The following is a 13,065-nucleotide window of genomic DNA, read 5'->3' as shown; positions in this document are numbered from 1 at the left end:
ATCAAATAAAAAAACAAGAAAATGTTTACAATTAATAGTAATATAGAAAATAGACAAGTTTATCAAAATAGTGGAGGCTTTTTTAGTCATGATGCGTGCGCTTCGTTTAAATATAAAGCAAGCTTTTTGTAATCGTGTTTCTTTAATTATTATGTTTAGTGGATTCGTTCTTATTTGTATTTATCATTATTATTATGTAATTCGTTATTTAGGAGATGCTGCGAATGGACCTATATCAACGGATATTAAATGGATTGGATTTCGTGGCAATGAAATGGATGTTTATTTGTTATTAATGCCAGTTATTGCGAGCCTTCCCTTTAGTACAAGTTACAACTCGGATAAATCAGATGGTTTTAAACCGTTTGTCAGTAAAGAAATTGCTATATTTCCTTATTCAGTAATGAAATATATCGTTACATTTTTTTGCGGAGGGACTCTTTATACGTTTCCATTCATCTTATCATTATTATTTTGCAAATTAACCATTCCAGACGGAGAACCGACGGCTGGTTCAGGCATTATAAATGATAATGGGATGTTCGCAAACTTATATTACGATACTCCCATCACTTACATTACTGTATATATCGGAATTAATTTTTTATTTGCAGGTTTAATGGCTCTTTTAGGACTTGCTGCATCTGCATGGTCACAAAAAGATTATATGGCGCTTCTATTTCCATTTGCAACTACCGCCATTCCTTACATCCTGCTAAATACGATATTCCCTACAATAGGCGGGGCACCTATTCATTTATATGATCCAAGGCAACCGCTGCATGGCATGTCACCATATATTTTAACAATACAATGTACCTTCTTCCTCCTCGTTAGCTTATTCATGTATATACAAGGAGTAAAGCGCGATAGAAAAAAATATAGAAGAAGACTGCAAAGAAGAGATCGGTGTAGAAAAGCGTTTCAAGCATAAAAAACCTAATTTCCACATTTTATCTTGGAAATTAGGTTTTTTATATTCATTTACGGCGTACCAGCCAATCCCCACAAAATAACAACAGCCGCAAAGTAAATTGCTTTAATAGCTACCACTAAACATAATGAAATAATTGCATATTTACTCAATTCTCTTCTTGCTCCTATTAAAGTAAAAATGACTGCCAAACTAAATGTTATATAAGAACTTGCTGTATTTATTAGGTTATACGTAATATCTAAATTCTGTGTAAGTCCTGTTATCTCGGCTATAAACTGAATCATGACGATACTACTAAAAAAGATTGCGATTTGATTCATTAATTTCCCACTTATTAGCGCTTGCATCTTTAGCCCCCCTTCCGAAAACTAAATATTCAATTAATTTTATCACCATATTACAAAAAAAGGAATTCTATCTTCATAATTATATGACGATGTAAAAACAAAAAAGAACGCTTAGTTACCTAAGCGTTCCCCTACTTTAAGAAGCCTTCTTCAAATCAATTTGAGCAAGTACTGGATCGTGGTCACTTACACGTCCATGTTCTTTCATAATGTTTGAGTTTAAGTGTACTGGGTCTACAATTGTGTGCTGTACAATGTTATTTGTTACTAAAATATGATCTAGCACTTGTGCGTTACCTTCATGAATGTACGTGTAACGATTCTCTTTCGGCACTGTGTTTAACATATCTTTTAATATCGTTCCCTCTAGTGCTTCTAAAGGTTTAGAGAATTCAAAGTCATTCATATCACCTAATACAACAACTGGCGCATTCGTATTCTTTTTCTGAATATCTTGTACGAAATGATTCACTTCTTGTGCTAATTGAACTCGTTTTTCTTCACTCTTTAATACGAGCGGCTGTACTTTTCCAAATGGCGTTGCATCTCCTATTTTGGAGTTTAAGTGATTTGCAACGACAACAACGTTTTGTCCTTGGAACGTAAATTCTGCCGCTAACGGTTTACGTGTACTTTCAAATAATGAATTTTCGTCTCCGATACGAACAACATTTTTATCAAGTAACTTCGGTACTGCTGCTAATTTCACGCGTGATGGGTTATAGAAGAAACCGACGCGAATGTTAGCTCCTGGTGCTCCTCCGTCTTGATTGTTGTTTGGAGCGATTTCTACATACTCATACTTCGGACCACGAATTTCTACCACTGCATCAATGATACGTTTTGCGCTTAATGAAGCATCTGTTGTACCGTCATTAATCGATCCGTTATTATCTTGCATTTCCTCTACACCGATAATATCTGGCATTTTTAAATTGTATTTAATAGAATACGCCAACGCTTTTACTTTTTCATCTGTTGTTTCTTTCTTATTCGCCGAGAAGTTTTCAATGTTATATGTAGCAACTGTTAACTTATCAAGACGCGGCTGAATATTTGCCCCTACTTGCTTAAACCCACCGTCTACTACAGATGGTAATTCCGTTACTGGCGAAATGCGGAACGCACCGTAGTCATATCCTACTACGCCTGTTATATTACCAGTGAACGTATCTCCTACTTTCGCGACATAATCACGAGGTACTTTTACAGAAAGACGCTCTGGGTTTAATTGCTCTTTATCTAATAGCGGTGTGCCATACTTCGTTATAACTTTATCCCCACCATTTTCTACTGTTACATATAAGTTACCATTTTTCTGAGGAGCGATAATTTTTGGTGTTGGCATCGTAACGCGCATGCCTTCTACACTCTCATAAAAATCAATTGCATCTTCGTTCGGATCAAATAGACCAAATCCATCATTATCAATAATTTGATCTGGGATTTTCACTCCGGTTTCTCCTAATACAATCGCTTCTGGTAAAGTCTGATCTTTTGCGATTACACCAATGCGACTCGCTTTAATTTCTGTCGTCGTTAAGTCTGTTTCAAAGCGTTCTGCATATCCAGGCCCAACATATTCTTCTACTTCTCCATCAACTTGGACAAGGTCTCCTACCGCTACATTCGCATCTTTTTTGTATACGTACATACCTTCTGAAGTAGCTGGATCATTATCCGGCTGATTATCTTCTATATAAAAACCGTTTTTATCAAGCGCTGTTACAACGCCTTCCACATTGTTTACTTTCTTCCCATTGTAAGGAGAAATATGTGATTTCCCTTGAATATCATGAATACGAACTGGTTCATTGTTTACGATAATAAATGAAAATGTTGAAATCGCTGAAGAAGTAAGCCCTTCTTTTTCTGCGATTGCTTTCACTACACTATTTTCATTCACTACAATTTGTCCGTTATAACGAACGCTTTTATTTGTAGGATTAGAGCCATCCAACGTATAGTAGATTGTTGCTCCTTCTGTATTCGTTGTTAATGTTACCGCTGTCCCTTTTGCAACTTCCCCGCCATTTGGTGATGCCACTACATCGCTAACGCGGTTTTGTTCTTCTCCGTAAAACTTATGAGCTGTTACTGATTTTAAACCTGGGCTACCGAAATATAACTCAAGCGTCCCTGTTAACCTAACTTTCTTCCCGATATTTTCAGGATGGTCTTTCACATTTACAGCCGATCTCACATCGCCTTTTGGCAACTGAACAGGCATAATCTTGTCTGGATTCGTTTCGTTTGGCGAATCGGCAATTGCCACGTTTGTGTCGTCAAACTTAGCCGGATCTTTCGTGTATTTAGAAGGACTTTGCGTATACCCAACGATATATCCTTCCACTATCCCCTTCGTTTTCCCTTGCTGCTTAAATACTTGAATTGCTTTTTCTACTGACATAGAAGTAGTTTCTTCCGCCTGCGCTAAAGTTCCAGTAAATGAAAGCAATAACATCAATGATAAAAAGACACTTAATAATTTCTTCACAGCCATCTCCCTCTCCCTATTTCATATTTTCTCAACATTTCTATCATATCAAATGATTCGTTATATAGAACTATATTTCGACAACTTTTACACAAAATTCATTTAATTTACAACTTTTCAAACTATAATACAAAATAACTTATATAGGTTTATTGACTAACAGGTATTTTATCCAATAAACAAAACGCCTTCAATATAATTAAAGGCGTTTTGCTTGAACTATTTTAATGTGCGACTAATTCGGTTTCCATTTCTTTCTCTAAATGAGATAACACACGTTTCACCGCTAACTCACCTTGCTCAATACAAGCCGGAAGACCAGAACCAGCGTAAGAACTACCTGCCAAATACACACCTGGCAACTCATTCTCCATAAATGTTGTGAGCTTTTTCATTCGCTCTTTATGGCCAACTGTATATTGAGGCATCGCTTCTTTCCAGCGGCTTACAATTGTAAAATCTGGATCCTCTGTAATATCCATTGTCTTTTGTAAGTCCTCTAATACAAGCTGCACAATTTCTTCGTCAGTTTGTTCAACAATCGCTTCATCACCAGGTCGTCCAACGTAACAACGAAGAAGTGCCTTTCCTTCTGGCGTTGTATGCGGCCATTTTTTATGTGTCCACGTACACGCTGTAATCGTGTAATCACTATTTCTTGATACGACAAATCCCGTACCATCAATATCACGCTGAATTGCAGACTTCGGGAAAGCAAGTGCCACGTTTGCAACTGATGTAGACGGAATGTTACGGAAGAAACGAAACTGCTTGTACTGCGCAAACATAGACGGCAATATTTTATGCGGTGCTGTAACTACAATCGCGTCTGCTTCCATTTCTTTTCCGTTACTAAGAGTAATCGTATAACTATCACCAAGTTTTGCAACTTTTTCAATACGAGTTCCCTTCATTACCATATCATTAGGAATCTTCACTTCAAGAGATTCCACTATAGATTCTAAACCGTTTTTCACAGTTTTAAAGATTCCCTTTTTCAATTCAGCCTTCTCTTGCTTTGGAGCGAGCGTACGCATACCGAGTGAAATGCTACGATGCTCCTGTTCAATTTGATAAATTTGAGGGAATGTTGACATTAAACTCATTTCATCAATATCCCCTGCATAAATACCAGATAATAATGGCTCAATTAAATTTTCAACGACTTCATTTCCAAGGCGATGCCTGAAAAACTGCCCGAGTGATTGGTCAGATACTGGCTTTGATCTAGGCATTAACAGATCAAAACCAGCTCTTAGTTTACCAATTGGGGAGAACAATCCGGAAAATAGAAACGGCGTAATTTGCGTTGGAATTCCCATCATTGAACCGCTCGGCATTTTATGTAACCGATTGTTTACGAGAACGAACGATTGACCGGTCGCATTATTTACAAGTTCAGCATCAAGTCCTAATTCTTTCACTAATTTAGCTGCGCTCTCTTTTCTTGCTAAGAAAGAATCAGGGCCACGTTCAATTGTAAATCCATCTTTTTGAACGGTTTGAATTTTCCCGCCAAGTTTACCGGACGCTTCTATAAGCAATGCATCTATCGGCAAGTTTTTTTCACGAATTTCTTTTTGTAAGTTATACATTGTTGTTAATCCTGTGATGCCACCGCCGATGATCACAACTTTTTTCCTCAAGTAAGCTCCCCCTTTCTACTTACATTACAGATTCTTTTTTCTTTAATACAACATCTGCTAAACAGTCGATAAATGCGTCCGATGCGTTTGGCATTTCTGGACGATAATATTTCGCGCCAATTTCATCCGTTACAACTTTACACTCAAAGTCATTGTCATATAAAACTTCTAAATGTTCCGCAACAAATCCAACTGGTGCATATACGAATGAACTGTATCCGTACTTTTCATTTAGTTCTCTCGTTAAATCTTGTACATCTGGACCAATCCAAGGATCTGGTGTATTTCCGGCACTTTGCCAGCCAACTGCATAATTTGCTACTTCAGCACCGCGTGCAATATAGTCAGCTGTTTCATTTAATTGATCTGGATATGGATCGCCGAGTGCGATAATTTTTTCTGGTAAGCTATGTGCAGCTACGATTAACACAGCTTTTTCACGTTCTGCTTCTGACATACCGTTATATATACCTTTCACTGCATCAACCCAATACTGAATAAATTTCGGTTCTTTATACCAGCTATCGATGCCGTGAATTGTTAAGTTTCCAAGTTTTTCTGCTTCTTCTTGCGCTCGTCCTACATACGACTTCACACTAAAAGTAGAATAGTGAGGGGCAAGAACGAGTGCAATTGCATCTTCTATTCCATCTTTATGCATAGCTTGTACTGCATCTTCAATGAACGGTTCAATATGTTTTAAACCAAGATACATGTGGTACTCTACTTCATCTTGCATTTCATTTAAACGCGTCTCTAACTTTTTAGCTTGCTCTAATGTAATAGTAGCTAAAGGGGAAATACCACCAATTGCACGGTAACGCTCTGTTAAATCTTCTAGCATTTCAGGACTTGGCTTTCTTCCTCTGCGAATATGTGTATAGTAACGTTCAATATCTTCTTCTTTATATGGCGTTCCGTATGCCATTACAAGCAAACCAATTTTCTTTTTCATACAGCCAATCTCCTTTACTTCGCTAACTGTTCTTTAGAGTACTCATGAATAAATGTAGTTAAGCGTTTTAATGTATCTGGATTTACTTCTGGGAATACGCCATGACCTAAGTTAAAGATGTAACCTGGCTGCTTCATCCCTTGATCTAAAATACCTTTTACATGTTCTTCAATAACAGGCCAAGGTGCTAGTAAGAATGAAGGATCCATATTTCCTTGTACCGCCTTATGAACGCCACGCGTGCGTGCTTCTTCGATTGATAAGCGCCAATCTAAACCGACTACATCAAGCGGTAAGTCGTGCCATTCATTCACTAAGTGTCCAGCCCCAACGCCGTGCATAATCATTGGAACACCCATCGTGCGAACTTCTGCAAAAATACGTTCCATCGCTGGTTTAATAAATATGCGGTAATCCGCTACATTTACTGTTCCAACCCAAGAATCGAAAATTTGAACCGCTTTTGCTCCTGCATTAATTTGCGCTTTTAAATATGTAATAACCATATCTGCCAGCTTATCCATTAAAGCGAACCAAGCTTTCGGCTCTGCATACATAAACGCTTTCGTATTATGATAGTTACGAGAAGGACCGCCTTCAATCATATAGCTCGCTAACGTAAATGGAGCTCCTGAAAAACCGATTAACGGTACATCTAACATTTCTGTCGTTAATAAGCGAATTGTATCTAATATGTAAGGTACATCATCTTCTGGATTGATTTCCCCTAATTTTTCTACATCTTGTAAAGAACGGATTGGATTATCGATAACTGGACCAATGCCAGATTTAATTTCCACATCAACACCAATTGCAGGTAGTGGTGACATAATATCTTTATACAGAATTGCTGCATCTACGTTATATTGATCAACTGGTAACTTTGTAACGTAAGCACATAACTCTGGATTATGTGTAATTTCAAATAAAGAATACTTTTCTTTTATCTTTCTATATTCCGGCTGCGAACGACCTGCTTGACGCATATACCATGCTGGTACATACTCCGTGCGTTCCCCCCTACATGCTTTTAAAAATGTCTCATTTATAGTTCTTACCAAGACCCTAGCTCCCTTCCTTACCAATGCTTTTTCTTTAAATATGCTCTATTCCGATATTTATCTTTTTTTACTATACAGCTTGTAAAAACAAAATGCATAACATTATGTACGTTGTTCATTAAATTGACACAAACATTCGTAAAACCGCTTACTATTTTCACAACATTCTTATTATAACACAGAGAAAAACTATGGTTTAGCTACTTTTGACTTTTCTCCTTCACGGTTCGTTTGTGTGTTATATGGCACAACGTAAAAACTTGATTTTGAGAATATATTAATAAACTTTTCCTCATATTTCCCTGTTCCTTTTACCGTTCCAAAGTGAGTATGCATTCCTTTTTCAACTTTATAAATTCGATACATAATTCTCTCATCAGGAAGCGGCGTCCAGCTTAGTTTCATTGCAAATAAACCGAAAGGACTAAAAGCTAGTTTTGCTTCCACGTTTTTAATCTTATCTAAACGAATTGGCAGCCCAATTGTTTCAACACCTTTTGGTCTATGAAAACTCGCTTTATCTTGTATATTTGCTTTCGTTAAAATCTTTTTAAATAACATCGTTGCAGATGCATTTCCATCTTGTAATTGATGCTCTTTATCGGTGCGGTCATAGCCAATCCAAACTGCACCTACTAAATTCGGTGTATATCCAACAAACCACATATCACGCGCACCATGGTCGTCATTCGGCAGTGAAGTTGTGCCTGTTTTTCCAGCTAAAGCTCCATTATATACGCCAGCTTTCGCCGTACCTTCTTTCACAACTCCTTCAAGCATCTTTGTCATATACCATGCCGTTTGCTTTGAAAAGACTTTCGTTTCAGCTTTTGATGATTCTCCAATGACTGCCCCGTGTCTATTTAACACTTTATCAATAACGTGCGGTTCGATAATATTCCCGTTTGCTAAAAAAGATCGGTACATTTTGACAAGATCAAATGGAGAAACACCATTTTTCAGCCCGCCAAGTGCTGTGCTTAAACCTGAGTCTGCAATATGAACATTCCCTTTCTCTAAATATTGCTTTCCCTCATCTACCCCTAATTCATTTAATAAAGATACAGCTGGCACGTTTGCTGATTCTAATACCGCATCGTACATCGTCATCTCTTTCGTGTACTCATGATTATAATTTCGAGGTTCATATCCTTCAAACGAACTTTTTTCATTCGTTAATAAAGAATATGGATTATATTTTTTCGTCTCGAGTGCTGGGCCATATACGATAAGTGGCTTTAAAACAGAACCAGGCTGCCGCTTTGCAAAAACGCGATTAAGCCCTCTCGGAACATACTCTCTTCCGCCAATCGCGGCTTTAATTCCGCCTGTCTGGTTATCCATTAATAAAAATGCACCTTGCGCCCCGTTTTCTTTACCAGGGAAATTTCTCGCATCTTGAAACTGGTTATATGCCACCTTTTGAACTTTTTCATCCATCGGTACGACAAACGTATATCCTCCGCGTAGTACTTCTTGATGCGATAAACCATATAAACGCGCCGCTTCATCTATAACCATATCGATATACGGCATATATGCGAGTTCACGTTCATCTGCATTTTTATAAAGAGCGATTGTTTTCCCTTGGTAACGAACACTATCTTCCGCTGTTAAATAGCCTTGTTTATGCATAAGGGACAAAACAAGATCACGGCGTTCCTTGCTCTTCTCAGGAGATAAGTACGGTGAATAGCCATTTGGCGCTTTCGGAAGCCCTGCAAGCATAGCTCCCTCTTCCACTGTTAAATCTTCTACATTTTTATTAAAATACAATTTAGCCGCCGCTTGAATACCATATGCCCCGTGACCAAAATAAATATGGTTCATGTACATTTCAAGAATTTGCTGCTTCGTATATTTTTGCTCTAATTGAAGAGAAATTGCGACCTCTTTCAATTTACGCGTAAATGTTTTTTCGCGAGTTAAAAAGACATTTTTAGCTAGTTGCTGCGTAATTGTACTACCGCCTTCTACCTTCTCTCCAGCTAAAGCGTCTTTATAAAGCGCCCGAAATATAGAAGGGTAATCAATTCCTTGATGCTCATAAAAACGAGAATCTTCCACAGCAATAAATGCTTGCTGCACGTACTTTGGAATTTCTTCAATCGGCACGAGCTCTCTATTTTCTACATATAACTTCGTAATTTCTTTTCCTTTCTGGTCAACGATACGTGATGAAGAGTGGAAAACAAGCTGCTTTTCATCCATCATATAGCCACCAGCTAACACAATAAGTTTATAAAGTACAATCGCTACTACAAACGTTGCTACCCCGCCTAATAAAGTCCACTTTGCTTTCTTCATACATCGGCCTTCTTTCCAAATGATGGTACATTTATTATTTGAAAAAGAAGTATCTTTATGTATATAATCTTCGAAGTTTTTCACAAGAGTTGATATAATAGAGACAAACTATAAAGGGGGCATTAAAATGAAGGCTATTATTTCATACGAAACACCTCTAGAACAAGCACATTTCACTGCAAAAAATAACGAAAAAGATATGTTTTATAAAGAAAATACTGAAGAATCTGTAGAATCCTCACTTCAATATGATGTATTAGACGCTGTTGGAGAATTTAAAGGACAACCTGGCTACATCGTTTGTAACAACATTTCTGTAACAGACGAAGGTCGCCCTGTATTTGAAAACCGTTTTAAAAACCGCGCAGGTCTTATCGAAAACGAACCTGGTTTCCAAGCAATCCGCGTTCTTCGCCCATTAAGTAATGATACATATGTCATTTTAACGATGTGGGAAACAGAGCAAAACTTTAAAGACTGGACAGAATCACGTTCATTCGAAAACGCTCATAAAAAACGCCCTGCACAAGCAGAAGGACAAGCACAGGCGCATCCACATGCAGAACAGCAAAAAAGCATTTTCTCTCGTCCTTCTTTTGTGACTACTTTTGATGTGTTAGTTTAATTTTCGGAGTTCGGAGCCTGCGATATGTGAAATTATATCGGCGATTTTTCGAATATATCGGCGCAACTCGAATTATATCAGCGATTTTTGAAATATATCGACTTATCGACAAATGACGACACAAAAAAGGAAACACCATTACACACTGGTGTTTCCTTTTTCTTTGTACCAATTATATATGCGAAGCGCGTCTTCTTTTCGCATATGCTTCACTTCATAACCATGTCCCGCTACCGATACGGCAGCTGTACATAACTCGTCTTTCTTTTGAAAATGCGACTGATTATATCCTACTGCTTGAACATGCCTTCTTCGCATGATCCCTGTATATTTCGCAAGGCCTCGGTACACCATTACTAACTGATTTTCTCGTATCATATATCCACCACTTTTATATCTAGCGTATGCAAGTAACGTAAATACAATAAATAACGGTATAAGAACGAACAACGCAGTATGTTGTTTAAAATATATACTCGCACCGGCGATCGGCATTGCGAGCACAGCACTTGTAATCCAGCCCATTACGACATAACGACGCAATGCAGCCTTCGGTAAATGAACGATTGCTTCTTCTATTTCATACGGCAACTGTAAATAGGCGAGTAACTGCTGCACATCTTTCTTCTTCATAAAAGGATGTAACATCACTTCATCCCCGGCGGATTCTATACTTTGAATCACTTCCACTTCGACAGAACAATAACCGAAAGGCTGGCGGAGAATTCCTTCTTTCACAGTAATCGCTTGAATGCGGTGTAATTTTAAAACAAACTCTTTCTTATCAAATAGCCCTTGAACGATACGAATTTCATTTCTGGTTCGCTCAATTTTAAAGTTCGCATATTTTAACGCATAGCCGGCTGTAGAAATGACCCACGAAATTACCATTAAAATCGCGGCCATAACGATTAATTCATATACACCGTTATCCATCACATACGCTTCCACTTTATTTATGAGCCATTTTGGTAGAAATTGATTAAACTCTGAGTAAAGGATTACTAACATAGAAAACACTAATCCAAATCTGCCAGATGTAATAGATGCGAATAAAATTTCTTTCGCTGTTAATTGGTAAACAACCTCGTTTACCTCTTCAGGTATCTCTTCAGTTACAACACTTTCTTTTTTATTCAATAATGCAATGAGTTGCTTCGCCTCGTCTTCTTTAACACCAGCTAACATAACTTCCGGCTCACTACCGCCGCCAGCTACTTCTATATTTAATTTCGTAAGTCCAAATAGCTGATAGATCACATTAGAAGACGTACTAATATTTTGTACACGATCTTTATTTAAATAGCTTTCCTTCTTCACAAAAACACCGTGTTTTATATGTAAAATATTATTCTCAATCCAGTACACTTTGAAATACCATTTTACAGCTGAAAAAATAGCCATAATGAATAAAACAAACAGAAGGAAAAGATAAAATAAATACCAAGGCTTCACTTGTTCTTCAGGTTTAAACATAACAAGAATAATAAGTGGTAACAAACTCGCAATTCGAATACCTAACAAAATCGTGATCGGATGTTGCCTCTTATACACCCTCATCACTCACTTTCGCAAGCTCTCCAATTTGTCTTTTCAACTGCTCTGCTTCTTCTTTCGTTAAACCTGGAATACTATGAGAAGTTGCCGCTGTTGAAATATGTAATTCTGCTAAATTATACTTTCTCATAATCGGCCCTTGTTCAATTGTAACGTGCTGCACGCGGATCATCGGAATAAGCACGCGCTTTACAACGAACATTCCCTTTTGAATTTCAATCTCTTCTTCATTTAATCTGTAACTATAATAGCGCTGCCGTAAATTTGGAAACACAAAATAATCAAGCGGGATAAATGTAATAGCACCTGTTACTAACAATCCAAACAACCAGCCCCACCAGTTAAAGTTAATCATAAAAAAGAAATACGCAATTACGACTGCTAGTATAACCGCCGCCCCAATTAAAGCGTGAATTCTCCACACTTTTAGCATATTAGAATGAATCTCCCTTTCTAACGGCTGCATCTCATCACTCCAATTATATGAATTTATTAATTATATATTAGCAGAAAATAAGGCTTTATATACAATTTTGTAAAATTATAGTTATCACATCATATCGAGCATTTCTTTAAAATTCCCTTCATTAATGGAATACACTTGAAACTGAATGTAATCTATTTCATTCGTATTAGGACGAGCATATGGCAAAATGTTAAATTTAGAAGCAGGTCTTCCTAACATATCCGTAACCATAAGAGCAACATCTATATACTCAAAATCTATACGGAATACTACCGCTTCGCCTGTAAATTCATACTCTTTAATCGCGTCATAAGACTTATTCGCACTAATCAGCATCACTTTTAATAGTTGGTTTAAATTTTCTGGTTTGAAATTAATCATGGACACAACTCCTTTTCTTAATAAAGTGAAACTATAATCAGTGGGGGTTTTGTTCATCCCCCACTGATTATTAGTTGAACCAATCGGGCTTTTACGGGCAGTTAATGCGGGATAAAACACTACGAAAATAGTGTAATCTTTTACTTTCATAGCCTCACACATCAATTATATTAAAAATAAAGCTAGTTTTTTATAATTTTTTTGATATAATTACTTACGGGAAAAGGGAAGACATTTATCTTCCCTTGTGTTTTTATTTGCATCTAGTACTTTTGCTAGATGCTTT

Annotated in this window: 11 protein-coding genes; 2 read left to right on the top strand and 9 right to left on the bottom strand. The window is 37.2% G+C overall.

What is annotated here, in order from left to right:
* The first annotated feature begins 88 nt into the window (after window positions 1–88).
* On the top strand, window positions 89–934 hold the full coding sequence (locus tag MHI07_RS05390; protein WP_078173351.1) for a hypothetical protein: 846 nt from the start codon (window positions 89–91) through the stop codon (window positions 932–934).
* A gap of 50 nt (window positions 935–984) precedes the next feature.
* Here the strand turns inward: MHI07_RS05390 and MHI07_RS05385 are convergent, their stop codons facing one another.
* The 6 genes from MHI07_RS05385 to MHI07_RS05360 form a co-directional block, all read right to left on the bottom strand.
* Window positions 985–1,284 (bottom strand): hypothetical protein, encoded by a 300-nt coding sequence (locus tag MHI07_RS05385; protein WP_002116837.1) that lies wholly within the window; start codon window positions 1,282–1,284, stop codon window positions 985–987.
* A 136-nt stretch (window positions 1,285–1,420) separates the two neighbouring features.
* Window positions 1,421–3,787 (bottom strand): DUF6359 domain-containing protein, encoded by a 2,367-nt coding sequence (locus MHI07_RS05380; RefSeq protein ID WP_340822380.1) that lies wholly within the window; start codon window positions 3,785–3,787, stop codon window positions 1,421–1,423.
* A gap of 218 nt (window positions 3,788–4,005) precedes the next feature.
* Window positions 4,006–5,427, bottom strand: coding sequence for a protoporphyrinogen oxidase (gene hemY, locus MHI07_RS05375; protein ID WP_340822378.1), 1,422 nt, complete (start codon window positions 5,425–5,427; stop codon window positions 4,006–4,008).
* A gap of 19 nt (window positions 5,428–5,446) precedes the next feature.
* Complete coding sequence (gene hemH / locus MHI07_RS05370; protein ID WP_340822376.1) at window positions 5,447–6,382, bottom strand: ferrochelatase; 936 nt, start codon at window positions 6,380–6,382, stop codon at window positions 5,447–5,449.
* A gap of 14 nt (window positions 6,383–6,396) precedes the next feature.
* Window positions 6,397–7,443, bottom strand: coding sequence for a uroporphyrinogen decarboxylase (gene hemE / locus MHI07_RS05365; protein ID WP_340822373.1), 1,047 nt, complete (start codon window positions 7,441–7,443; stop codon window positions 6,397–6,399).
* A gap of 189 nt (window positions 7,444–7,632) precedes the next feature.
* A complete protein-coding gene (locus MHI07_RS05360; protein ID WP_340822371.1) occupies window positions 7,633–9,750 on the bottom strand; it encodes a transglycosylase domain-containing protein in 2,118 nt (705 codons plus the stop codon).
* 127 nt (window positions 9,751–9,877) lie between these two features.
* On the opposite strand from MHI07_RS05360, the gene hmoB reads away from it, so the two are divergent.
* The gene (gene hmoB / locus MHI07_RS05355; RefSeq protein ID WP_016104107.1) at window positions 9,878–10,375 is read left to right on the top strand and encodes a heme-degrading monooxygenase HmoB; all 498 of its coding nucleotides are present in this window, start codon (window positions 9,878–9,880) and stop codon (window positions 10,373–10,375) included.
* Between the two features lie 138 nt (window positions 10,376–10,513).
* On the opposite strand, the gene MHI07_RS05350 is transcribed toward hmoB, so the two are convergent.
* The 3 genes from MHI07_RS05350 to MHI07_RS05340 all read right to left on the bottom strand — a co-directional run bounded on the left by MHI07_RS05350 (window position 10,514) and on the right by MHI07_RS05340 (window position 12,779).
* Complete coding sequence (locus MHI07_RS05350; RefSeq protein WP_340822368.1) at window positions 10,514–11,929, bottom strand: PH domain-containing protein; 1,416 nt, start codon at window positions 11,927–11,929, stop codon at window positions 10,514–10,516.
* Entirely contained in the window at window positions 11,922–12,398 is a 477-nt protein-coding gene (locus MHI07_RS05345; RefSeq protein WP_219917405.1) for a PH domain-containing protein, read from the bottom strand. Before MHI07_RS05345 ends, MHI07_RS05350 begins: the two co-directional genes overlap by 8 nt.
* Window positions 12,399–12,482: 84 nt before the next feature.
* Entirely contained in the window at window positions 12,483–12,779 is a 297-nt protein-coding gene (locus MHI07_RS05340; protein ID WP_340822362.1) for a protoporphyrinogen oxidase, read from the bottom strand.
* Window positions 12,780–13,065: the final 286 nt, after the last annotated feature.

Source organism: Bacillus sp. FSL H8-0545 (assembly GCF_038006105.1).
GTDB lineage: Bacteria > Bacillota > Bacilli > Bacillales > Bacillaceae_G > Bacillus_A > Bacillus_A cereus_U.
Note: the sequence above shows the minus strand (reverse complement) of the source record. Positions and strands in the feature narration are given on the sequence as shown.

What these genes read in the sequence shown, in the direction of transcription:
- MHI07_RS05390 (WP_078173351.1), top strand. Translation starts at nt 89, where the DNA reads ATGATGCGTGCGCTTCGTTTAAATATAAAGCAAGCTTTTTGTAATCGT.
- MHI07_RS05385 (WP_002116837.1), bottom strand. Translation starts at nt 1,284, where the DNA reads ATGCAAGCGCTAATAAGTGGGAAATTAATGAATCAAATCGCAATCTTT.
- MHI07_RS05380 (WP_340822380.1), bottom strand. Translation starts at nt 3,787, where the DNA reads ATGGCTGTGAAGAAATTATTAAGTGTCTTTTTATCATTGATGTTATTG.
- hemH (WP_340822376.1), bottom strand. Translation starts at nt 6,382, where the DNA reads ATGAAAAAGAAAATTGGTTTGCTTGTAATGGCATACGGAACGCCATAT.
- MHI07_RS05360 (WP_340822371.1), bottom strand. Translation starts at nt 9,750, where the DNA reads ATGAAGAAAGCAAAGTGGACTTTATTAGGCGGGGTAGCAACGTTTGTA.
- hmoB (WP_016104107.1), top strand. Translation starts at nt 9,878, where the DNA reads ATGAAGGCTATTATTTCATACGAAACACCTCTAGAACAAGCACATTTC.
- MHI07_RS05345 (WP_219917405.1), bottom strand. Translation starts at nt 12,398, where the DNA reads ATGCAGCCGTTAGAAAGGGAGATTCATTCTAATATGCTAAAAGTGTGG.
- MHI07_RS05340 (WP_340822362.1), bottom strand. Translation starts at nt 12,779, where the DNA reads ATGATTAATTTCAAACCAGAAAATTTAAACCAACTATTAAAAGTGATG.